The sequence below is a fragment of the Mycobacterium sp. Soil_C_30 genome (assembly GCF_057656995.1).
In genome coordinates this window covers 120,363-141,276 of record NZ_JBDGJH010000015.1, presented here as the reverse complement: position 1 = coordinate 141,276, position 20,914 = coordinate 120,363, and the positions used below count along the sequence as shown (strand labels likewise).

Below are 20,914 nucleotides of genomic sequence, written 5' to 3'. Positions count from 1 at the left end.
CGCGCGCTCGCGCCAAGCGCCAAGCGCGAAGGGTGCTACAGCCGGGCCAGGGCGTCGCGCAGGATCCGGCCGGTGCCTTCCCGGTCCGGATCGCGGCGCACCACCAAACCCTTGGCGAAGGACAGCTTGTCGCCCTCCTGCCGGGGTGCGACGTGCAGGTGCAGGTGGAAGACGGTCTGGAACGCGGCCTTGCCGTCGTTGATGACGATGTTGTTGCCGTCGGCGGCCAGGTCCGAGGCCCGCGCGGCTTGCCCGATGCGTTGTCCCACCCGCACCAGACCGGCGACGGTATCGGCCGGGGTGTCGGTCAGGTCCACGGTGTGGCGCTTCGGCACCACCAGCGTGTGACCTCGGACGATGGGCCGAATATCGAGAAACGCCAGATAGTCGTCGTCCTCGTAGACCCGGATGGCGTCGGCCTCGCCGGCGACGATGGCACAGAACACGCAAGACATCAGGCCACGGTAACCAATACCGCCTGCCGAACGCCGGGCCCGGCCGGATCGGTCGCTCGACTAGGGCTGGATTGTCTCGCTCCTCACCGGCCTCGTGCCTCGGCCGGATCGGTCGCTTGACTAGGGCTGGATTGTCTCGCTCCTCACCGGCCTCGTGCCTCGGCCGGATCGGTCGCTCGACTAGAGGTTCTCCGACGACCACTCCGCCAGCCGGCGGTCTCGCTCCTCGGGGCTGACGTCCTCGACCCGGGTCATCACCGCCCAGCGCTGCCCGAACGGGTCGACGATCGAGGCGAACCGGTCGCCGGTGACGAACGTCGACAGCGGCTCCCGAATCGTGGCGCCCGCAGCGTCGGCGCGCGCCACCACGTCATCGGCGTCGGCGCAGTACAACACGATCGAATGCGTGACGAGCTCGCCAACCGTGGGCGCCTCGAGCCCGAATTTCGGGTTCGGATCCGACAGCTGCAACCGCCCGTTGCCGAAGTCCAGTTCAGCGTGGGCCACCAGGTTGTCGGGTCCGTCCATCCGCTCGGTCACCTCGGCGCCGAACACCGAGGTGTAGAAGTCGATGGCCGCGGAAGCCCCGTTGATGACGAGGAACGGAGTCAGACTGGTGTAGCCGGTGGGAATCGGTGAAACGCTCATGTCGCCCAGTTTCGTAGGGTGAGGCAGGTGGACGCTTGTAAAAACGCGCCGCAGCTCGGCCCTCAACAAGGGATCGTGGGCCGGGCCAACTCCGCGGACCAGTTCGAGCTGCGCCGCTGGGCGCCGTCACCGGAGGCCGCCGAGTACGTCGAGCACTTCTGGTCGGTCCACTGGGATCTGTCCCAGGGCGTCAGCCACCACAGCACGGTGATCACCTTCCCCGTCATGCACCTCACCCACGAATGGGGAACCGACCAGCCGCGCCACGGTCATGCACTGCCGAGCACCCTCGTGCAAGGTGTCGTCGGCACCGTCTTCGACACCACGCTGCATCGCCAGGGAACGGTGGTGGGGGCGCGCTTTTATCCCGGTGGATTCGCCGCCCGCTTCGACCGCGACGCATCCGAGTACACCGGCCTGACCCTGCCGGTCGACGACGATCTGTTCGGCTACCCGCTGCGCGTCGACGACGACCGCGAGCGGGCCGCCGCACAACTGGACACCGCGATCGCGCACCACACCGCAGGACCCGACCCCGCCTATCGGGCGCTTCGGGCCCTGCTGGACCGGATCGTCGACGACGCCGGCGTGCATCGGGTGGATCAGGTGATGGAGCGTTCGCCGTGGAGCGCCCGCACCACCCAGAAGGTCTTCAAGCGCTACGTCGGGGTGCCGGTGAAGTGGGTGCTGTGCCGATACCGCTTGCAGCGCGCGGCGCTGCACCTCGAGACCGAACCCCACGTCGACCTGGCCGAACTGGCCGTGCGGCACGGCTGGTACGACCAGGCGCACTTCACCCACGATTTCCGCGCCATGCTGGGTTGCGCCCCAGGCGAATACGTGGCCCGGCACGGCGCCTGAGTTACGCTGCGCCGATGGACAACATCGAGTTGGCCTTCGCCGGCGCCGCCGAGCAGGCGCGCATGCTGGCCGCGGGAGCGCTCACCGCGCCCGCCCTGACGGAGCTGTACCTGGAGCGGATCAAGCGGCTCGACCCTGAGTTGCGGGCATACCGGGTGGTGTTCGCCGAGTCCGCGCGCGCCGAAGCCGAGGCCGCGCAGCAGCGCCTCGACGCGGGGGAGCGGTTGCCGCTGTTGGGCGTGCCGATCGCGATCAAGGACGACGTCGACGTCGCCGGCGCCACCACCACGTATGGCAGCAACGCACACGGACCCGCACCGACGAAAGACGCTGAGGTGGTGCGGCTTCTCCGTGAAGCCGGGGCGGTGCTCCTCGGCAAGACGGCGGTACCGGAGATGATGATCTGGCCGTTCACCGAGACCGTCGCCTTCGGGGCGACGCACAACCCGTGGGATCTGGCCCGCACTCCGGGCGGCAGCAGCGGTGGCAGCGGCGCCGCCGTGGCGGCCGGCTTGGCGCCGATGGCGCTGGGTTCCGACGGTGCCGGGTCCATCCGGATCCCGTCGACGTGGTGTGGGTTGTACGGACTCAAACCGCAACGCGACCGGGTACCGCTGGCCCCGCACGACGACGCCTGGTGCGGAATGTCGGTGTACGGCCCGATGGCGCACACGGTGGAGGACGCGGCCCTGTTCCTCGACGTCACCTGTGACAAGGCGATGCCGGGTCCTCAGGGCGGGTTCGTGCGGGCCGCGTCGCGACCACCCAATCGGCTGCGAATCGCGTTGAGCACCAACATTCCTCCGATGGTCAGCGCCTACCGCGACGCCGAGCAGCGCGCTGCGGTACACCAGGCGGGCGCTGTTCTCAAAGAGCTCGGCCACGACGTGGTGATGCGTGAGATCGACTACCCGCGAACGGCGGCGTACGGGCATGTGCTGCCACGCTTCTTCCGCGGCATCTACGACGACGTGCGCGCACTGCCGCATGCCGAACGTCTCGATTCCCGTACCCGCGGGATGGCCAGGATCGGACGGATGTTCTCCGACACCCGCATCGCCAAGATCCGGGCCGCCGAAGCGGAAGTGTCCGCACGGGTGATGGCGATCTTCGACGACGTCGACGTGGTGATCACCCCCGGTACGGCCACCGGTCCGTCCCGGGTGGGGGCGTACCGCAGGCTCGGGGCGGTCTCGACGTTGGCTCTGGTGGGAGCGCGCACGCCGTATCAGGCGGCGTTCAACGCCACCGGGCAACCGGCGGCGGTGGTGCCATGGGGACTGGACCGCAGCGGCCTGCCGCTGTCCATCCAGCTGGTCGGTCGGCCCTTCGACGAGGCGACGTTGTTGTCGCTGAGCGCCGAGATCGAAGCCGACCGCCCGTGGGCGGATCGCCGCCCACCGGTCAGCTGACACCCCGCGTTTTCGGCACAACCCTGCGCGTTCCCCGGCGAGCGAGTCACACTGAGCTCATGGCTCTGTTCGGTAGCTCGGATGACGATCTGAAACACCGCATCGAGGATCTGGAGCGCCGGGTCGTCGCCCTGGAACGGGCCGCTTTCACCGGATCGCCGGCCTCGCCGCGACCGATGGCGAGTGAACCCGCCGAGATGTGGGCGAGCGCGAACGTGTTGAACCTGGTGATGCAGGGCAGGAAACTCGAGGCCATCAAACTGCTCCGGGAGGAAACCGGGATGGGCCTCAAGCAGGCCAAGGACATCGTCGACGGTCTCTAGCCCAACCCGTCTCGCCACACCGCGAGCTTGTGGGCGATCGGCATGGTGTGCGCCGGGCTGGTCGACGGCAGCCGGCGATAGATCAGGCGCGGGTCGAAGCCCACCAGCCTGCGGTAGTTCGCCTCGGCCGCGCCGCCGGTGAAGAACACCTGCTCGATGCTGGGGTGTCGGCGATAGAACGCCGCGAACTCGTTGGCCACCATGCTGTCTCGTTCCACTGCGGAGTCCAGGCTGCCGGTGCGACGGCAGAACTTCAGGACGTCCCAGACCGCGATACCGTGTGCGATCAGCGCGGCGGTGCGCTCGGGATACGGTGCCGACGGGTCGAAGCCGAACAACTCACCGGTTATGGTCCAGAACCCGTTGCGCGGATTGCCGTAGTACTGCCGGCTTTTCAACGACAACACGCTGGGCGCATTGCCGAGGAACAACCGGGTGGGTCTGCCGCCGACAATCGGCGGCAGACCCACGACTTCCGGTGTGCACATACCTCCTCTCTATCAGAGTGACTCCTCGAAACTCACGAGAGGTGATGCACCTCCTGCAGCCCGTAGACCGGTGTCGGGATGCCCTCGTAGCGGGCTTTCAACTGCAGGGCCAGGTACAGCGAGTAGTGCCGGGACTGGTGCAGGTTGCCGCCGTGGAACCACAGGTTCTCCTGCTGGGTGGGCTTCCACATGTTGCGCTGTTCACCCTCCCACGGCCCGGGATCCTTGGTGGTGCCGCTGCCCAGGCCCCAGACCTTGCCCACCTTGTCGGCGACGTCCTGACCGATCAGGTCGGCGGCCCAGCCGTTCATCGAGCCGTAGCCCGTCGCATAGACCACGACATCGGCGGGCAACACGGTGCCGTCGGCCAGTACCACTGCGTCCTCGGTCAGATGCGAGACCTGTCCGTGCGCCAGCTTGATCGTCCCGTCGGCCACCAGGTCGCAGGCGCCGACGTCGATGTAGTACCCCGAGCCGCGCCGCAGGTACTTCATGAAGAGCCCGGAACCGTCGTCGCCCCAATCCAATTCGAAACCGGCTGCCGCCAGCCGCTCGTAGAACTCCTTGTCGCGCTCGCGGATGGCGTCGTAGATCGGGATCTGGAACTCGTGCATTATCCGGTACGGCAGTGAGGCGAATGTCAGGTCGGCCTTCTCGGTGGTCATGCCTGCGGCCAGCGCGCGCTCGGAGTACAGATCGCCGAGGCCCAGATCCATCAGCGAATCGGACTTCACGATGTGCGTCGACGACCGCTGCACCATCGTTGCGTCAACACCGTTTTCCACCAGTGCTTTACAGATGTCGTGGGCCGAGTTGTTCGATCCGATCACCACCACTTTCTTACCGGCGTAGCGGTCCGGCCCGGGATGTGCCGACGAATGGTGTTGCTCGCCACGGAAGACATCCTGGCCGTCCAGCGTCGGGATGGACGGTTTGCCGGACATCCCGGTGGCCAGCACCAGATGCGTCGGGTGCAACGTCAGCTTCTCGCCGTCGCGGTCCACCTCGACGGTCCAGCGGGGGCCGTCAGGACCCGAATCAAACACGGCCGAGTGGCAGGTGGTCTTCGACCAGTACGGCACCTCCATCACGCGGGTGTAGAACTCCAGCCAGTCGCCGATCTTGTCCTTCGGCGCGAACACCGGCCAGTTCTGCGGGAACGGCAGGTAGGGCAGATGGTCGTACCAGACCGGGTCGTGCAGGCACAGTGACTTGTAGCGTTTGCGCCACTGGTCGCCGGGACGCTCGTGCTTGTCCACGACGATGGCCGGCACGCCGAGCTGGCGCAGCCGCGCCCCCAGCGCGATACCGCCCTGACCGCCGCCGACGACCAGGATGTAGGGCTGTTCGGTCCGGCCCAGCGCCTCGTCTTCGGCGGCCTTCTTCTCGGCCCAGGACCTCGGGTCGGGATCGCTGCCGTGGACGGCGCCCAGGACGCGGTTGGGGCCTTTGCGCTCCTCGTGCCCCTTGAGTTCCTGCAGTGCGGTCAGGAAGGTCCAGGCCTGGTCGTCTTTGAGGCGGAGGTGCCCGACGCCGCGTCCGGCCGCCGTCTCGAACTCGATGAAGGCCGACGTGACGCCGCCCTCCTCGGTCGGGGTCTCCCGGGTCCGGAACCGTGAGGGTTCGGTTCCGGCCACCCGGGATTCCAGCATGTCGGCAATCGCGTCGCGGCCCTCGACGGTCTTGAGATTCCAGGTGAAAGCGACGAGATCGCGCCAGAAGCTGTCGACAGCGAACTTGCTCACGGCGCGCTCGATATCGCGGACGGCCAGCGCGGTCTCGAAATCGGCGAGCCAGGCGTCGACGCGCTCCTGGGGCGTGAGGACGGTGGCGGGGGGTTCAAGAGTGGAAGTCATGTGACCCAGGGCACACCGCGAACACCCTGCTCACAAGAGTTGCGTCACGTTGCAACGTCGACGTGCCGGCGGGCGCAACCCCCTGCAACTCTTTCGGGGTGTGGTCGCGGTCACATAGAACAAGTCGCATGAAAGCAGCTGTGTACTACGGACCGAACAAGGTCGAGGTGGCCGATGTCCCCGAACCGGCGCCCACGCCCGGCACCGTCAAACTCAAGGTCGGCTTCAACGGCATCTGTGGCACCGATCTGCACGAGTACTACGCCGGCCCGATCTTCGTGCCCACCGCGCCGCACCCGCTCACTCATCAGGAACTGCCGCTGACCTTGGGGCATGAGTTCTCCGGCGTGATCACCGATATCGGCGAGGGGGTGACGGGCTGGGCCGAAGGTGACCGGGTGGCCGTGGAGCCCATCTACAAGTGCGGGCACTGCCCGGCTTGCCGCGCCGGCAACTACAACATCTGCGCGCAGATCGGTTTTCACGGCCTGATGTCCGACGGCGGGATGGCCGAGTACTCCGTGGTGCCGACCAGCATGCTGCACAAGCTGCCCGACAACGTATCGCTGCAACTCGGTGCGCTGGTCGAACCGATGTCGGTGGCCTACCACGCCGCCACTCTGGGAGATGTGACGCCGGGGGACACCGCCATGGTGTTCGGTGCCGGACCGATCGGGATCGGGCTGTGGTTCGCGTTGCGCGGCAAGGGGATCGAAGACGTGTTCGTCGTCGAACCGTCGCCAACCCGCAGACAGGCGGTCGAAGCGCTGGGCGCCCGGACCTTGGATCCCACGGCCGCCGACGTGCCCGCCTTCATCGCCGACCACACCTCCGGTAAGAAGGCCGACGCGGTGTTCGACGCGGCCGGTGTGCAACCGGCCATCGAAACCGCGTTGGCCTGCGTCGGCGCCCGGCGCCCGATGGTCAGTGTCGCGATCTACGAAAAGCCGCTCACCACACCGCTTCTCAACCTCGTGATGAACGAGTCCCGGATCCAGGGCTCGCTGTGCTACACCGGCGCCGACTTCGAGGCCGTCATCGCCCTGATGGCGCAGGGCGCCTACGACACCACGGGATGGGTGACGCCCATCGGCATCGACGAGGTGATCGACGAGGGCTTCGAGGCGCTGCACGCCGGAACCAAGATGAAGGTTCTGGTCGACCCGACCATCTGAAGGGCATCATGACACTCAACGGAAAAGTAGCTCTGGTGACCGGCGGCGGCCGGGGTATCGGCCGCGGTATCGCCCTGCGGTTGGCGCGCGACGGCGCCGATATCGCGCTGGTGGACGTGCAACCGGACGGTATCAACGCCGTCGCGGACGAGGTCGCTGAAATCGGGCAGAAGGCCACCACATTCGTGGCCGACGTCGGTGACCGCGACCAGGTCTTCGCTGCCGTCGACCATGCCGCGCAAGCGCTCGGCGGCTTCGACATCATGGTGAACAACGCCGGCGTCGCCCTGGTGGGTCCGATCGCCGATGTGACGCCGGAAGAGGTGCAACGGATCTGGTCGATCAACGTCAACGGTGTGCTGTGGGGTATCCAGGCCGCGGCCGCGAAATTCAAGGCGACGGGCAGCAAAGGCAAGATCATCAATGCCTCCTCGATCGCCGGCCACGACGGCTTCGCCATGCTCGGGGTGTACAGCGCCACCAAGTTCGCGGTCCGGGCGCTCACCCAGGCTGCGGCCAAGGAACACGCGGTCGACGGCATCACGGTCAACGCTTATTGCCCGGGGGTGGTGGGCACCGACATGTGGGTGGAGATCGACAAGCGGTTCGCGGAACTCACCGGCGCCGCCGAGGGCGAGACCTACGACAAGTTCGTCGGCGGCATCGCCCTGGGCCGGGCCGAGACCCCCGATGATGTGGCCGGCTTCGTGTCCTACCTCGCCGGACCGGACGCCGATTACATGACCGGCCAGTCCGGGCTGATCGACGGCGGGCTGGTCTACCGGTGAGGCTGACCAGCGGCGCTGGCGCCTGCCTGTGACGGGGAGCACAATCATGGGCGATGCACGTGCCTGAACCCGCCGTCGCCGTCGGCGAAGATCCGCGCAGTTACGCGCGGCTGATGTCGGCGGTCTACGACGCCACCATGGCGGGCAACCGCGCTCCGGCGCGGCCCCGCTCGGTCATCGGAGATTCGTGGCAGCGGATGAAGGCCAAGGGAATCAACCCCGACAATCACACCCCGCCGGTGGTGGAGGCCGGTGCCGTCGACGCACTGCGGCGCTCATCGGGTTTGATGGCGGTGCTCGACGAGGTGTCGCGTGGGCTGGAATCCCTTGTGGCGGAGGGCCACAACATCCTGGTGGTGGCCGACGCGCGCGGCCGGGTGCTGTGGCGCTCGGGTTCGCCGCAGGTGCTCGCCAACGCCGACAGGCTCGGATTCATCGAGGGCGCGCACTGGGGTGAGGACGCGGTGGGCACCAACGCGATCGGCACCGCGCTGGCCTCGCACCGCGCGGTGCAGGTGTTCTGCGCCGAGCACTACCTGCGCAGCCACCATCCGTGGACCTGCGCGGGCGCCCCCATCCGCGACCCCCGCACCGGCCAGGTCATCGGCGTCGTCGACGTCTCCGGCCCCGCCGCCACCGTGCACCCGACCACCGTCGCGTTGGTCGATGTCGTCGCCCGCCTCGCCGAATCGCATCTGCGTGAGCAGCATGACCGCACGCTCAACAGGCTGCGCACCGTCGCCGCGCCGATCCTGGCCCGTATCGGTGCGCCGGCCCTGGCGGTCGACAACGACGGCTGGGTGGCCGCCGTGGATTCGTTGCCCCTGCACAACCGCATCCTGTTGCCGGATGAGCTGCGGCCCGGACGGGCGTGGGTGCCGCCGCTGGGCATGTGCGATATCGAGCTGTTGCCCGGTGGCTGGCTGGTGCGGGTGGCCGATAATGATGCGGTGCCCGCCGTGGCCAACGTGACACTGGATCTGCGTGCTTCGGGTGCGCCGGCGTTGGAGATGGTGGGCCAGTTCGGCAGCTGGCGTCATGACATCTCGCTGCGGCACGCCGAGATCCTGTTGATCCTGGCCCGCCATCCCGACGGCCGGTCCGCACCCGAGCTGGCCACCGATCTCTATGGGGACGCCACCCGGGTGGTCACCGTCAGGGCTGAGATGTCGCGTCTGCGAAAGCAATTCGCCGGGATCGTGTCGGGGCGGCCCTATCGGTTCACCGACACCGCCACGGTCGAGGTGCGCTACCCCGACGACATGGCCGATTTGCTGGCACCGTCGACGGCACCCGCGGTCCGCGACGCCCGCGTTGTACCTTGAGGCGTGGCTGACGAACTCGCGGAACTCCTGGACGGACTGGCGGAGCCGACGCGCTCCGAACGCGCCGAGCTGATCCGGTGGCTGCTGGAGCGGGGGATCACCGCCGGGCAGATCCGTGAATCGTTCTCGCCCATGTTGTTGGCGCCGCGCCGGATCCTCGGAGACGACGGCACTCATGTCTCGACTCGGGAGATCAGTGAGTCCACCGGTATGGACCTGGACCTGGTGCAGCGGGTGCTGCGGGCGGTCGGCCTGCCGCGGGTGGAGGATCCCGACGCGGCGGTGTTCCTGCGCGCCGACGGTGAGATCGCCTCCGTGATACAGAGATTCGCCGAGCTCGGTATCGAGCCCGACAACCTGGTGCAGGTGGCTCGGACTCTGGCCGACGGACTGGCCACCGCAGCTGAAGTCATGCGCTTCACCGGGCTCGCGGCGGTGCTCGAGCCCGGCGCCACCGAACTGCAGATCGCGGGGCGACTCGAGGCGCTGGTGACACAGGTCGAGCCGCTGCTGGGCGAGCTGGTGCACGACATGCTGCTGCTGCAACTGCGCCATTCCATGGAAACCGAGGCGGTCAGCGCCAGCGAACGCGCCGCCGGCGCACCGCTTCCCGGGGCCCGCGATATCGCGGTGGCCTTCGCCGATCTCGTCGGTTTCACCCGCCTCGGCGAGGCCGTCGAACCCGAGCAGCTCGAGCGGCTGGCCCATCGCCTGGCCGATATGGCCCGCGATGTCGCAGTCCCACCGGTGCGCCTGGTCAAGACGATCGGCGACGCGGTCATGCTCGTCTGTCCCGACCCTGCGCTGCTGCTCGACGCGATGCTCGAACTCTGTGACGCCGCCCGCGCGGACGAGGATTTCCCGCGGCTGCGGGTGGGGTTGGCTTACGGCGAAGCCGTCAGTCGCGCCGGCGATTGGTTCGGCAGCCCGGTCAACCTCGCCAGCCGGGTCACCGGCGCCGCCCGGCCGGGCGCGGTGCTGGTGGCCGAGTCCGCCCGCGAGGTGATCGGTGACGCCGAGCGGTACCAGTGGTCGTTCGCCGGCGCCAAACACCTCAAGGGGGTGAAAGGCGAGACGAAGCTGTTCCGGGCCCGGCGGGCCTGAGTGCCCGGGACTACTGCGTCGGGATCTGAATCCCTTCCGAGGGTTGCACAATCACGAATCCCTGCCCGTGGAAGGACACCTGCACCGCCTCGCCGGAACCGCGCCCGATCAACGCCCCGGCCTTGAAGCTGGTCTTGAGCTGGGTCTGCAGGCCGGCCGACCACGCGACGATCGCATTGGTGTCGGCGAAGGTGGGGGCTTCGGCGGCGTTGAGCACCACCGGCGGGCCGTCGGTGGTCAGCGCCACCCAACCGGATCCGCGGAATGTGGTGTTGAACAGCCCGCCCGCGGCCATGCTGCCGCCGCGCACCCGCTCGATGTTCCAGTCCAGGCTCGACGAGAACGCCAGGACGTTCTTGCCGCTGATCGACAGACCGGAGTTGGTGATCTGCAGCAGGTGCACGTCGTACGCGCGGTCGGCCAGGAACACATCACCCTGGCCCTGGCACCGCATCAACGGCAGACCCTCACCGGTCAACGCCTTCTTGATGAACTTCGAGGCGCCGCTGCCTTCGAACGCGAAGTCGACGTTGCCTTGATAGGCCACCATCGAACCCTGCCGCGCCATGAACGGTTCGCCGAGGCGCACCCGCAGCATCTTGAGGTTCTGGTTGGCGATCGGTTGGGCTTCCTTCTCGCTGAACCGGCCATCCACCAGTGGGCCGCTGATCCCGGCGAACCCGTCACCGCCCGCAGGGGCGTACGACTGCGGAGTCTGGGGTTCGGATGTGTACTGCGCGGCGGTGAAAGACTGGGGCGTCTGGTCTTCGGGAGCCGGTGACAGCTGCTCCGACGGCGGCGGGGCGCCCAGGGCCGCGGTGCCCATGCGGCCCTGGTGGGAGATCTGGTCAGTCCATTGGTGCCCGTCCCACCACCGGTAGTCGTACCGGCCTTCGGGGTCGGGCTGCCAGCTGCCCTGGTGTGGTCCAGTCACGGTCATCTCCTCGCAGGGGTTACAACGTGCCGGACATCCACCCTAAGACACCGAGGCGGACCGGTGATGGCTTCGCGGTTCGCCGAAGGGGCCTTCGGCACCGCGGCTGAGCTGGCATTCTGAAGGCCATGGCGGGTAAAGAGATCGACCGGGCGCGGGCGCAGAGCGCCTTCGCCGTCCTGAAGCAACATCCGGGTATGGCGCTGTTCGTGGCGTCTCCGGCCGTGATCGCGGTCGGCGTGGTGTGGTGGCTCTTCGGCGCCGGCTGGGCCACGGTCCTGCTGATCGCTCTGCTGCTGGGCGGTGGTGCGGCGCTGCTGCTCAAACGCTGAAAATCGATCCGTTCGCTGACGGTGAACGCCGCTCCCATCCGTTTGTAACGGTGTAATCATGTAATCATGAAACGCCATCACTCCCGGCCTCAGCCGGATGCCGCCGACGCTGCCGACTGGTTCGCCGGCCGGCTTCCCACCGATTGGTTCGACGGTGACCCGACCGTGGCCGTCGACAAGGAAGAGATCACCGTCATCGGGCGGCTGCCCGCTGCCGATGGAGAGACACCCGCCCGTGCCTCGGGCCGGGTCGCCCGATTCCGCGAGGAGACCCGCTCCGAGCGCATGCGGATCGCCGACGAAGCCGAAGACCGCTACCGCCGGAAAGTCTCCTGGGGGGTCGAGGTCGCCGACGGCGACAACACCGAGCGAATCCTGTTCACCCACATCGCCGTACCGGTGATGACCCGGCTCAAGCAGCCGGAGCGTCAGGTGCTGGACACCCTCGTCGACACCGGTGTGGCCCGCTCACGCTCAGAGGCGCTGGCCTGGTCGGTCAAGCTCGTGGGCGAACATGCCGAGGAATGGCTGGACAAGCTGCGCAACGCCATGACCGAGGTCGACGAACTGCGCAACCAGGGCCCGCAGCTCTGACGCCGAGATCAGGCACCGTCCGCAGTCTCGCGGACTAGGTCTGGGTCATCCGCCAGTAGGTCCCACGCGCGGCCACCAGTTCGGCGTGCGTGCCCTGCTCGACGATGGTGCCGCCGTCCATCACGACGATCACGTGGGCGTCGCGGATCGTCGACAGCCGGTGCGCGATGATGAAACTGGTTCGGTCCCGCCGCAATTCACTCATCGCCTGCTGCACCAACAACTCGGTGCGGGTGTCCACCGAACTGGTCGCCTCATCGAGCACCAGGATGCGGGGCGCAGCCAGGAACGCTCTGGCGATGGTGATCAGCTGCTTCTCACCGGCGCTGATCTTGCCGCCGTCGTCATTGACCCTGGTGTCGTATCCCTCAGGCAGCATGTGCACGAACCGGTCCACGTACGCCGCCCGGGCAGCGGCCATCACCTCGTCGTCGGACGCATCCGGCCGGCCGTAGGCGATGTTGTCGTAGATGGTGCCGGCGAACAACCAGGTGTCCTGCAGCACCATGCCGATTCCTGAGCGCAACGACTCGCGGCTGACGGTGGCGGTGTCCACCCCGTCGATCAGCACCCGCCCGGAATCCAGCTCGTAGAACCGCATCAGCAGATTCACCAGGGTGGTCTTGCCCGCCCCGGTGGGCCCCACGATCGCCACGGTGTGGCCGGGTTCGGCGACCAGCGACAGATTCTCGATCAGCGGGGCGTCCGGCCGGTAACTGAAGTACACATGGTCGAACTCCACGCGCGGAGCGGACCCCGACGGCAGGGTGGCCAGTGCATCGGCCGGTTCCTCTGTTTCGTCGAGGAAGCCGAACACCCGCTCCGCGCTGGCGATCCCGGATTGCAGCGTGTTGAACATCGACGCCAACTGGCCCAGCGGCTGGTTGAACTGCCGTACGTACTGGATGAACGCCTGCATGCTGCCGAGGGTGATCTGCCCGGTCGCCACCTGCAGCCCGCCCACCACGGCGACGGCGACGTAACTCAGATTGCCGATGAACATCGTCGCCGGGCCCACCAGCCCGGAGAAGAACTGGGCGCCGAAGCTGGCATGGAAAACGTCGTCGTTGTACTCGCGGAACCGCTCCTGGGCGCTGGCGCGGTGGCCGTAGGTCTTGACGACGGTGAACCCGCTGTAGGTCTCCTCGATGTGGGCGGCCAGGCGTCCGGTGTTGCGCCACTGCGCGATGAACAGTTTCTGCGAGCGACGCGTGATCGAGCGGATCGCCCACAGCGTCAACGGCACTGTCACCACGGTCAGAAACGCCAGCAGCGGTGAGATGGTCAGCATCATCACCAGCACGGCCACGATGGTCAGCGCCGAGGACAGCAGCTGGTTGATGGTCATCGACACCGAGGTCTGGATGTTGTCGACGTCGTTGGTCACCCGGGACAGCAGCTCACCGCGCTGGCGGGAGTCGAAGTGCGACAACGGCAGCCGGTGCACCTTGTCTTCGACATCGGAGCGCAGCGCCACCATGGTGCGCTGCACCGCGACGTTGAGCAGCCGGGCCTGGATCCAGATGAGCAGTGCGGCAACCAGATACAAACCCAGCGCGAGCAACAGCGTCCGCGCCACCGCGGCGAAGTCCACGCCCTGGCCGGGGGTCACGTTCATGCCCGACAGCAGATCGGCGAAGGTGGAGTCCCCGCGTTCGCGTGCCGCGTCGATGGCCTGCTCTTTGGTGAGCCCGGCCGGCAGCTGTTTGCCGATCACCCCGTTGAACAACAGATCGGTCGCGTGCCCGAGGATACGCGGCCCGATCACCCCGATCCCGATCCCGGCGATCGACAACAGGATCACGGTGGCGGCCAGCCAGCGGTGCGGCGTCAGCCGTTTGACCAGTCGCAGAGCCGAGCCCTTGAAGTCGCGGGAGCGGTCCGCAGGCTCCTGCTGCATCCGCATCGCTCCACGCATGGGACCCGTCACCGCGGATCTCCCACCCGCAGCGCCTGCGACTCGGCGAACTCCTGGTAGGTGCGGCAGTCGGCCAGCAACGCCTCGTGCGTCCCGGCGCCCACCATCTGGCCGTCCTCGAGGACGAGGATCTGGTCCGCGGTGGTGATCGTGGAGATGCGTTGGGCCACAATGACGACGGTGGCATCGGCAGCCACGGCACGCAGCCGTGCGCGCACCTCGGCGTCGGTGTTGACATCCAGGGCGGACAAGGCGTCGTCGAACAGGTACACCGCGGGACGGCGGATCACCGCCCGGGCGATCGCCAGCCGCTGCCGCTGACCCCCGGAGAAGTTGACCCCACCCTGGGCCACCCGCATGTCGAGGCCGTCGGGGGACTTGGCCACGAACTCGTCGGCGCAGGCCACCCGCAGCGCCTCCCACATCTCCTCATCCGAGGAGTCGGCCTTGCCGTACCGCAGGTTGTCGGCGACGGTGCCGGAGAACAGATAACCTCGCTGGGGCACCAATCCGAGGGCCGACCACAGGGTTTCGGTGTTCTGGTCGCGCACGTCGACACCGCCCACCAGCACCGCACCCGCCGTGACGTCGTACATGCGGGTGATCAGCGACAGTAATGTCGACTTACCCGAGCCGGTGCCGCCGACGACGGCGGTGGTGCTGCCGGGCTGGGCGGTGAACGAAACTCCGCGCAGCACAGCGCGGTCGGCGCCGGGGTACCAGAAGGTGACGTCGTCCACCTCGATCACGCCGGTACGGTGCGGCGCCACCGGCTCTGCGGGGTTCGTGATCGCCGGGGTCGTCGACAGCACTTCGGTGATGCGTTCTGCACAGGCTGAGGCCCGGGGGAGGATGGCCAGGAAGATCGTGGCCATCATGACCGCCATCAGGATCTGCATGAAGTAGCTCAGGAACGCGATCAACGAGCCCACCTGCATCTGCCCGGCGTCGATGCGCATACCGCCGAACCAGATCAGCGCGACGCTGGAGAGGTTGATGGTCAAGGTGGTGACCGGCAGCATCAGGGCCTGCCAGCGGCCCGCGTCCAGTGCGGTGTCCGACAACGCCTTGTTGGCGACGGCGAACCGGTCGCGTTCGAACGGTTCGCGGGCGAAGGCGCGGATCACCCGGATGCCCGCCAGCTGGTCGCGCATCACCCGGTTGATGCCGTCGATCAGCTGCTGCATCCGGCGGAAGATCGGCAGCAGGTGCCGCACTATCCAGTAGTTGGTCACCCCGAGCACCGGCACACTGATCAGCAGCAGCCACGACAGCCCGGCGTCCTGGTGCACCGCCATCGCGATACCACCGACGCACATGATCGGCGCGGTCACCAACACCGTGAACGTCATCTGCACCAGCACCTGGATCTGCTGCACATCGTTGGTGGTGCGGGTCAGCAGCGACGGTGCGCCGAATCGCGCGGTCTCGTGCTCCGAGAACGTCGTGACGTGGTGGAACATCGCCGCCCGGAGGTCCCGCCCGAACCCCATCCCGGCGCGGGAACCGAAATACACCGCCCCCACGGCACACACCACCTGACACGCGGTCACCGCGAGCATCACCATGCCGAGCCGGATGATCGTGCCGGTGTCGCCGGTGGCGATGCCGTCGTCGATGATCGCGGCGTTGACCGTCGGCAGGTAGAGGGAGGCCAGAGTGCTGATGATCTGCAACGCCATCACCCCGGCCACCAGCCGCCGGTACGGCCGCACATAGTGCCGCAACAGCGCTGCAAGCATCTCGTTACTGTCGCACTGCGTTGGTGCCGCAGCAAAGCGCCAGGTCAACGGGCGTGTCGGTGGTTACCGCCAGGTGTGGCCGCTACAGTGCATGGCGGGGGACCCAAGGCACGCACGGGCGGGAAAGTATCGGGAAGAAGAGGTGCGCATAGCTGTGAAGCGCAACGTGACCAAGCTGGCGATCGCAGCCGTGGCTGTGTTGCCGTTGCTGGCCGGTTGTTCCGAGGGCGAGAGCCCCAGTGAGCCTGCGCCCGAATCGTCGTCGCCTCAGCAACAAGGTGGGAACGCTTCCCACGGCCCCATCTTCCCCCAGTGCGGCGGGATCACCGACGAGACCATGCAACAGCTGACCCGGGTCTCCGGCCTGAAGAACACCGCCACCAATTCGGTGGGCTGCCAATGGCTTCAGAACGGTGGCATCGTCGGCCCGCACTTCTCCTTCACCTGGTTCCGCGGCAGCCCCATCGGTCGTGAACGCAAGACGCAGGAACTGTCCCGGACCAGCGTGGAAGACATTTCCATCGAGGGGCATGACGGCTTCGTGGCCATCGGCACCGACCCGACGCTCGGCGACAACCTCTGCGAGATCGGCATCCAGTTCGACGACGACTTCATCGAATGGTCGGTCAGCTTCGCCGCCGACAACTACCCGCCGCCGTGTGATGTGGCCACCGAACTGACCCGGCAATCGATCGTGAACGCGAAATGAGCAACAGATTCCTCGTCACGGCCGCCGTCGTGGTCGCCAGCGTGGGCATGATCGCCGGCTGTTCGCGCACCGTCGACGGCACCGCCCTGCAGGCTGGAGCGGGAAACACCCCGCGCAACAACGATTCCCAGGAGCAGTACCCCAACCTCCTGAAGGAATGTGACGTGCTGACCCAGGACATCCTGGCCGAGACGGTCGGGGCGGATCCGCTGGACATCCAGAGCACGTTCATCGGCGCGGTGTGCCGGTGGCAGGCAGCAAACCCCGCCGGGCTGATCGACATCACCCGGTTCTGGTTCGAGCAGGGCAGCCTCGACAACGAACGTCAGGTTGCCGAGGCCCTGAACTACCAGATCGAGGACCGCCGGATCGCCGGAATCCAGTCCATCGTGATGCGCACCGGGGACGCCACCGGTTCGTGCGGTGTGGCCAGCGACGCCGCGGGCGTGGTGGGCTGGTGGATCAACCCCCAGGCGCCGGGTATCGACGCGTGTGGTCAGGCGATCAAGCTCGCCGAACTCACGCTGGCCACCAACTCCTGACCCCACTCAGCTGACCCCCGTCAGCGCGAGCGCGCGTGTCTGTACACGACTCGCCGCGCCCGGACGTACCAACACGTGCGCTCGCGCCGGCCGGGTGATGGCGCGAACGCGCGCGTTTGCACGCGACACGCCCGCAGAAGGTGTACAGACACGCGCGCTCGGCGGAATGGGGGTCAGCGCAGCCGCAGCGACAGCTGGTGCGCCTGTTCCAGTAGCAGCGCGCCCAGCTCGCGGCGGCGGGCGGGTTTGAACCGGGTCTCGACGCCGGTGAGGCTCAGGGCCCAGGCGGGTTGGCCGTTGCGGTCGAAGACCGCCGCACCGATTCCCCAGCTGCCCTCCACCAACAACGCCGGGTTGACGGCGTATCCGGTGCGCCGGGTCGCGGCGATCCGCTCGCGGATGGCCGTCTCGGAGTGCGGCGCTCCCCACTGGGGTTCGGGGTTCGTGCGGGCGAAGTAGTCGTCGATGTCGCGGTCGGGCAGGTGGCTCAGGATCACCAGACCGGCCGAGGCCACCCCGAGGGGGAACCGGATGCCGACGTGCAGCACGTGCGAACGCAGCGGAAAGCTGCCCTCCTGGGAGTGCACGCACACCGTCTCGTCACCGCGGCGGGCCGAGAGGAATGTGCTCTCACCGGACTCGCGGGCCAGGACATCCACGATGTCACGGGCCTGCTCGACGATGTCGTAGCGGTTGGCGGCGCTGGCGCCCAGCAGGTAGAGCTCCGGACCCAGCGACCAGCGGCCGGTCTTGAGGTCGCGGTCCACCAGGCCTTCTTCGGCCATGGCCATGAGCAGCCGATGCGCCGTGGGCCGGGCGAGGCCGGCGGCCGTGGCCACCTCGGTGGTGGAACCGCCCGAGGACTCGCGAGCGCCGACGGCCCGCAGCAGTGCGCCCACCCGTGCGATCACTCCGTCCACGCGATCAGCCTAGCGTCCACTCAGTGAACGCAATAGCGTTCACTGCTCACCATGCGAGCAGCTTGCGCCGAATTCCTGGAGATGGGTTCCGTTACTGCACAGCCCCACTGACAATCGGTGTCAGCGATCAACGGATGTCTGATCAATGAACACAGAACGGAACACTTCATGTCTTCAAAGGTCTACAGCTCGGCGGCGGAAGCTGTCGCCGACATCGGTGACGGTGCACGCGTCGCCGTCGGCGGATTCGGCTTGTGCGGCATTCCCGACGCACTCATCCAGGCTGTCGCCGACGCCGGCGCAGGTGACCTCGAGGTGTTCTCCAACAACTGCGGGGTCGACGACCACGGGCTCGGAATCCTGCTGGGCCTGGGCCGGATTCGTCGGGTCACCGCGTCCTACGTCGGGGAGAACAAGGAGTTCGCCCGGCAATACCTGGCCGGCGAGCTCGAGGTCGAGCTGACGCCGCAGGGCACGCTCGCCGAGCGGCTGCGGGCCGGCGGCGCCGGCATCCCGGCGTTCTACACCCCCGCCGGCGTGGCCACACCGGTGGCCGAGGGCGGGATCCCCTGGAAGTACGCGCCGGACGGTTCGGTGGCGATTGCCTCCCCCAAGAAGGAGACGCGCACCTTCGGGGACCGCGACTACGTGCTCGAGGAGGCCATCAACGCCGACTTCGCGCTGGTCCACGCCCGGCTCGGGGACACCGCGGGCAACCTCGTGTTCGAGAAGTCGGCCATGAACTTCAACCCACTGGCCGCGATGGCCGGCAAGATCACCGTCGCCCAGGTGGAGACCCTGGTGGAGCCCGGTGACATCGAACCCGGCGCGGTCCATCTGCCCGGGGTCTTCGTCCAGCGCATCGTGCACACCGGCCCGCAGGACAAACGCATCGAGAAGCGCACCGTGCGCGCCACCCAGGAGGCCTGACGATGACTGCAACATTGACCGGATGGTCGCGTAACCAGATGGCCGCCCGCGCGGCTGCCGAGATGATCGACGGCGAGTACGTCAACCTCGGCATCGGCCTGCCCACCCTGATCCCCGATCACCTCAGCCCCGATGTGCGGGTCACGCTGCACTCCGAGAACGGCATCCTGGGCACCGGTGCCTATCCCACCGAGGACGCGGTCGACCCCGACCTCATCAACGCCGGCAAGGAAACGGTCACCGTCAATCCCGGTGCGGCGTTCTTCGATTCGGCCAGCTCCTTCGGCATGATCCGCGGCGGCCACATCAACACCGCCGTGCTCGGCGCCATGCAGGTCTCGCGTCACGGCGATCTGGCCAACTGGATGATCCCCGGCAAGATGGTCAAGGGCATGGGTGGTGCCATGGATCTGGTGCACGGCGCCGACCGGGTGATCGTGTTGATGGAGCACACCGACCGCTCGGGAGCACCGAAGATCGTCGACACCTGCTCGCTGCCGTTGACCGGTGCCCGGGTGGTCAACCGGATCATCACCAACCTCGCCGTGCTCGACGTGACCGGCGACGGCACGCTGGCCGTGCGCGAACTCGCCCCGGGTGTCACCTACGCCGACGTCGTGGCCGCCACCGACGCGCCGCTGACGTGGGTGCTGTCATGACCTCGGTGATCGTCGCCGGCGCGCGCACGCCGGTCGGGAAACTGATGGGGTCACTGGCCGACTTCTCCGGGGCCCAATTGGGCGGTATCGCAATCGAAGCCGCACTGGCCAAGGCGGGTGTCTCCGGTGAGCAGGTGCAGTACGTCATCATGGGCCAGGTGCTCACCGCGGGTGCGGGACAGCTGCCCGCGCGGCAGGCCGCGGTGGCCGGCGGTATCCCCATGTCGGTGCCCGCGCTGACGGTCAACAAGGTGTGCCTGTCCGGGCTGGATTCGATTGCCCTGGCGGATCAGCTGATTCGTGCCGGGGTGGTCGATGTGGTGGTGGCCGGGGGACAGGAGTCGATGACCCAGGCGCCGCACCTGCTACCGAAATCACGCGGCGGGTTCAAGTACGGCGACGTCACGGTCACCGACCACCTCGCCTATGACGGGCTGCGTGACGTGTTCACCGACGAGGCCATGGGTGCGTTGACCGAGGACGCCAATGACCTGGCCCGCGCCGAACAGGACGAGTTCGCCGCGCGGTCACATCAGCGCGCCGCGGCGGCCTGGAAGGACGGCCTGTTCGACGACGAGGTTGTGCCGGTGGCGATTCCGCAGCGTCGCGGTGAGCCGATCCAGTTCACCGCCGACGAAGGCATCCGCGGCGACACCACCGCGGAGGCACTGTCCAAGCTGCGGCCCGCGTTCCGCAAGGACGGCACCATCACCGCGGGCAACGCCTCGACCATCAACGACGGCGCGGCCGCCGTGGTGGTGATGAGCAAGCGCAAAGCCGAGGAGCTCGGCCTGGACTGGATCGCCGAGATCGGTGCCCAGGGCATGGTGGCCGGCCCCGACTCGACCTTGCAGCAGCAGCCCGCCAACGCCATCATCGCCGCCTGCGCGCAGGAGGGGATCGACCCGAAAGCGTTGGACCTCATCGAGATCAACGAGGCCTTTGCGGCCGTGGGCATCGCGTCCACCAAGGCGCTGGGGGTTGATCCGGAGAAGGTGAACGTCAACGGTGGCGCCATCTCGATCGGGCACCCCCTCGGCATGTCCGGCGCCCGGGTGGTGCTGCATGTGGCTCTGGAGCTCAAGCGGCGCGGCGGCGGTACGGGTGCCGCGGCATTGTGCGGTGGCACCGGTCAGGGCTCGGCCCTGCTGCTGCACGTCCCCAGTTAGCGATTTGGGCGCGCTGGTAACCGCTGAGCG

The 20,914-nt window shown here is 67.7% G+C and carries 22 protein-coding genes; 14 read left to right on the top strand and 8 right to left on the bottom strand.

The features are described 5' to 3' along the window. Positions 1-35: 35 nt before the first annotated feature. Positions 36-455, bottom strand: a complete 420-nt coding sequence (locus AC3A6P_RS24730; protein WP_487694550.1) for an HIT family protein — start codon at positions 453-455, stop codon at positions 36-38. A 180-nt stretch (positions 456-635) separates the two neighbouring features. Beyond that, positions 636-1,103, bottom strand: a complete 468-nt coding sequence (locus AC3A6P_RS24725; protein WP_487694549.1) for a VOC family protein — start codon at positions 1,101-1,103, stop codon at positions 636-638. Between the two features lie 27 nt (positions 1,104-1,130). Here AC3A6P_RS24725 and AC3A6P_RS24720 point away from each other — a divergent pair, with 27 nt between their 5' ends. The 3 genes from AC3A6P_RS24720 to AC3A6P_RS24710 are packed head-to-tail and all read left to right on the top strand — an operon-like array spanning position 1,131 to position 3,699. Next, entirely contained in the window at positions 1,131-1,964 is an 834-nt protein-coding gene (locus AC3A6P_RS24720; RefSeq protein ID WP_487694548.1) for an AraC family transcriptional regulator, read from the top strand. Positions 1,965-1,978: 14 nt separating this feature from the next. Continuing rightward, entirely contained in the window at positions 1,979-3,376 is a 1,398-nt protein-coding gene (locus AC3A6P_RS24715; protein WP_487694547.1) for an amidase, read from the top strand. A gap of 59 nt (positions 3,377-3,435) precedes the next feature. Then, positions 3,436-3,699 (top strand): ribosomal protein L7/L12, encoded by a 264-nt coding sequence (locus AC3A6P_RS24710; RefSeq protein ID WP_487694546.1) that lies wholly within the window; start codon positions 3,436-3,438, stop codon positions 3,697-3,699. Here the strand turns inward: AC3A6P_RS24710 and AC3A6P_RS24705 are convergent. Both AC3A6P_RS24705 and AC3A6P_RS24700 read right to left on the bottom strand, forming a co-directional pair. Next, positions 3,696-4,187, bottom strand: a complete 492-nt coding sequence (locus AC3A6P_RS24705; protein ID WP_487694544.1) for a DNA-deoxyinosine glycosylase — start codon at positions 4,185-4,187, stop codon at positions 3,696-3,698. The two genes, AC3A6P_RS24710 and AC3A6P_RS24705, sit on opposite strands and share 4 nt — an antisense overlap. 32 nt (positions 4,188-4,219) lie before the next feature. After that, on the bottom strand, positions 4,220-6,043 hold the full coding sequence (locus AC3A6P_RS24700; protein WP_487694542.1) for an NAD(P)-binding domain-containing protein: 1,824 nt from the start codon (positions 6,041-6,043) through the stop codon (positions 4,220-4,222). Between the two features lie 128 nt (positions 6,044-6,171). Between AC3A6P_RS24700 and AC3A6P_RS24695 the strand changes: the two genes are divergently transcribed. Genes AC3A6P_RS24695 through AC3A6P_RS24680 form a run of 4 tightly spaced genes read left to right on the top strand, consistent with a single transcriptional unit; the run spans position 6,172 to position 10,435 of the window. After that, positions 6,172-7,218 carry a 2,3-butanediol dehydrogenase gene (locus tag AC3A6P_RS24695; RefSeq protein WP_487694541.1) on the top strand — a complete coding sequence of 349 codons (1,047 nt, stop codon included), beginning with the start codon at positions 6,172-6,174 and terminating at the stop codon, positions 7,216-7,218. 8 nt (positions 7,219-7,226) lie between these two features. Continuing rightward, a complete protein-coding gene (locus tag AC3A6P_RS24690; protein ID WP_487694540.1) occupies positions 7,227-8,006 on the top strand; it encodes an acetoin reductase in 780 nt (259 codons plus the stop codon). A gap of 53 nt (positions 8,007-8,059) precedes the next feature. Then, a complete protein-coding gene (locus AC3A6P_RS24685) occupies positions 8,060-9,331 on the top strand; it encodes a helix-turn-helix domain-containing protein (RefSeq protein WP_487694539.1) in 1,272 nt (423 codons plus the stop codon). Between the two features lie 3 nt (positions 9,332-9,334). Continuing rightward, positions 9,335-10,435 carry an adenylate cyclase regulatory domain-containing protein gene (locus AC3A6P_RS24680; protein WP_487694537.1) on the top strand — a complete coding sequence of 367 codons (1,101 nt, stop codon included), beginning with the start codon at positions 9,335-9,337 and terminating at the stop codon, positions 10,433-10,435. 10 nt (positions 10,436-10,445) lie between these two features. Here AC3A6P_RS24680 and AC3A6P_RS24675 read toward each other — a convergent pair whose 3' ends face one another. After that, on the bottom strand, positions 10,446-11,375 hold the full coding sequence (locus AC3A6P_RS24675) for an AIM24 family protein (RefSeq protein WP_487694536.1): 930 nt from the start codon (positions 11,373-11,375) through the stop codon (positions 10,446-10,448). Between the two features lie 122 nt (positions 11,376-11,497). On the opposite strand from AC3A6P_RS24675, the gene AC3A6P_RS24670 reads away from it, so the two are divergent. Then, a complete protein-coding gene (locus tag AC3A6P_RS24670) occupies positions 11,498-11,701 on the top strand; it encodes a hypothetical protein (protein WP_487694535.1) in 204 nt (67 codons plus the stop codon). Positions 11,702-11,767: 66 nt separating this feature from the next. Continuing rightward, positions 11,768-12,295: a hypothetical protein gene (locus AC3A6P_RS24665; RefSeq protein WP_487694534.1), complete on the top strand. Its 528-nt coding sequence runs from the start codon at positions 11,768-11,770 to the stop codon at positions 12,293-12,295. A 34-nt stretch (positions 12,296-12,329) separates the two neighbouring features. Here AC3A6P_RS24665 and AC3A6P_RS24660 read toward each other — a convergent pair whose 3' ends face one another. Both AC3A6P_RS24660 and AC3A6P_RS24655 read right to left on the bottom strand, forming a co-directional pair. Beyond that, complete coding sequence (locus AC3A6P_RS24660; protein ID WP_487694594.1) at positions 12,330-14,213, bottom strand: ABC transporter ATP-binding protein; 1,884 nt, start codon at positions 14,211-14,213, stop codon at positions 12,330-12,332. 8 nt (positions 14,214-14,221) lie between these two features. Beyond that, positions 14,222-15,955 (bottom strand): ABC transporter ATP-binding protein, encoded by a 1,734-nt coding sequence (locus tag AC3A6P_RS24655; RefSeq protein WP_487694532.1) that lies wholly within the window; start codon positions 15,953-15,955, stop codon positions 14,222-14,224. 154 nt (positions 15,956-16,109) lie between these two features. On the opposite strand from AC3A6P_RS24655, the gene AC3A6P_RS24650 reads away from it, so the two are divergent. Both AC3A6P_RS24650 and AC3A6P_RS24645 read left to right on the top strand, forming a co-directional pair. Then, positions 16,110-16,664, top strand: coding sequence for a DUF3558 domain-containing protein (locus tag AC3A6P_RS24650; protein ID WP_487694531.1), 555 nt, complete (start codon positions 16,110-16,112; stop codon positions 16,662-16,664). After that, entirely contained in the window at positions 16,661-17,206 is a 546-nt protein-coding gene (locus AC3A6P_RS24645; protein ID WP_487694530.1) for a DUF3558 domain-containing protein, read from the top strand. The genes AC3A6P_RS24650 and AC3A6P_RS24645 overlap by 4 nt, the downstream gene beginning before the upstream one ends. Positions 17,207-17,379: 173 nt before the next feature. Here the strand turns inward: AC3A6P_RS24645 and AC3A6P_RS24640 are convergent, their stop codons facing one another. After that, positions 17,380-18,126, bottom strand: coding sequence for an IclR family transcriptional regulator (locus tag AC3A6P_RS24640; protein ID WP_487694529.1), 747 nt, complete (start codon positions 18,124-18,126; stop codon positions 17,380-17,382). A 168-nt stretch (positions 18,127-18,294) separates the two neighbouring features. Between AC3A6P_RS24640 and AC3A6P_RS24635 the strand changes: the two genes are divergently transcribed. From AC3A6P_RS24635 to AC3A6P_RS24625, 3 genes are read left to right on the top strand one after another with little or no spacing between them, the layout of a single operon-like run. Then, positions 18,295-19,056 (top strand): CoA transferase subunit A, encoded by a 762-nt coding sequence (locus AC3A6P_RS24635; protein WP_487694527.1) that lies wholly within the window; start codon positions 18,295-18,297, stop codon positions 19,054-19,056. A gap of 2 nt (positions 19,057-19,058) precedes the next feature. Beyond that, positions 19,059-19,715, top strand: coding sequence for a 3-oxoacid CoA-transferase subunit B (locus AC3A6P_RS24630; protein ID WP_487694526.1), 657 nt, complete (start codon positions 19,059-19,061; stop codon positions 19,713-19,715). Beyond that, positions 19,712-20,884, top strand: a complete 1,173-nt coding sequence (locus AC3A6P_RS24625) for an acetyl-CoA C-acetyltransferase (protein WP_487694525.1) — start codon at positions 19,712-19,714, stop codon at positions 20,882-20,884. The genes AC3A6P_RS24630 and AC3A6P_RS24625 overlap by 4 nt, the downstream gene beginning before the upstream one ends. Positions 20,885-20,914: the final 30 nt, after the last annotated feature.

Excerpts from the sequence above, each read along its gene's own strand:
- AC3A6P_RS24630 (WP_487694526.1), top strand. The coding sequence starts at position 19,059 with ATGACTGCAACATTGACCGGATGGTCGCGTAACCAGATGGCCGCCCGC.
- AC3A6P_RS24645 (WP_487694530.1), top strand. The coding sequence starts at position 16,661 with ATGAGCAACAGATTCCTCGTCACGGCCGCCGTCGTGGTCGCCAGCGTG.
- AC3A6P_RS24665 (WP_487694534.1), top strand. The coding sequence starts at position 11,768 with ATGAAACGCCATCACTCCCGGCCTCAGCCGGATGCCGCCGACGCTGCC.
- AC3A6P_RS24725 (WP_487694549.1), bottom strand. The coding sequence starts at position 1,103 with ATGAGCGTTTCACCGATTCCCACCGGCTACACCAGTCTGACTCCGTTC.
- AC3A6P_RS24690 (WP_487694540.1), top strand. The coding sequence starts at position 7,227 with ATGACACTCAACGGAAAAGTAGCTCTGGTGACCGGCGGCGGCCGGGGT.
- AC3A6P_RS24700 (WP_487694542.1), bottom strand. The coding sequence starts at position 6,043 with ATGACTTCCACTCTTGAACCCCCCGCCACCGTCCTCACGCCCCAGGAG.
- AC3A6P_RS24675 (WP_487694536.1), bottom strand. The coding sequence starts at position 11,375 with ATGACCGTGACTGGACCACACCAGGGCAGCTGGCAGCCCGACCCCGAA.
- AC3A6P_RS24660 (WP_487694594.1), bottom strand. The coding sequence starts at position 14,213 with ATGCGTGGAGCGATGCGGATGCAGCAGGAGCCTGCGGACCGCTCCCGC.
- AC3A6P_RS24670 (WP_487694535.1), top strand. The coding sequence starts at position 11,498 with ATGGCGGGTAAAGAGATCGACCGGGCGCGGGCGCAGAGCGCCTTCGCC.
- AC3A6P_RS24635 (WP_487694527.1), top strand. The coding sequence starts at position 18,295 with ATGTCTTCAAAGGTCTACAGCTCGGCGGCGGAAGCTGTCGCCGACATC.
- AC3A6P_RS24655 (WP_487694532.1), bottom strand. The coding sequence starts at position 15,955 with ATGCTTGCAGCGCTGTTGCGGCACTATGTGCGGCCGTACCGGCGGCTG.
- AC3A6P_RS24710 (WP_487694546.1), top strand. The coding sequence starts at position 3,436 with ATGGCTCTGTTCGGTAGCTCGGATGACGATCTGAAACACCGCATCGAG.
- AC3A6P_RS24685 (WP_487694539.1), top strand. The coding sequence starts at position 8,060 with ATGCACGTGCCTGAACCCGCCGTCGCCGTCGGCGAAGATCCGCGCAGT.
- AC3A6P_RS24705 (WP_487694544.1), bottom strand. The coding sequence starts at position 4,187 with ATGTGCACACCGGAAGTCGTGGGTCTGCCGCCGATTGTCGGCGGCAGA.
- AC3A6P_RS24730 (WP_487694550.1), bottom strand. The coding sequence starts at position 455 with ATGTCTTGCGTGTTCTGTGCCATCGTCGCCGGCGAGGCCGACGCCATC.
- AC3A6P_RS24625 (WP_487694525.1), top strand. The coding sequence starts at position 19,712 with ATGACCTCGGTGATCGTCGCCGGCGCGCGCACGCCGGTCGGGAAACTG.
- AC3A6P_RS24715 (WP_487694547.1), top strand. The coding sequence starts at position 1,979 with ATGGACAACATCGAGTTGGCCTTCGCCGGCGCCGCCGAGCAGGCGCGC.
- AC3A6P_RS24695 (WP_487694541.1), top strand. The coding sequence starts at position 6,172 with ATGAAAGCAGCTGTGTACTACGGACCGAACAAGGTCGAGGTGGCCGAT.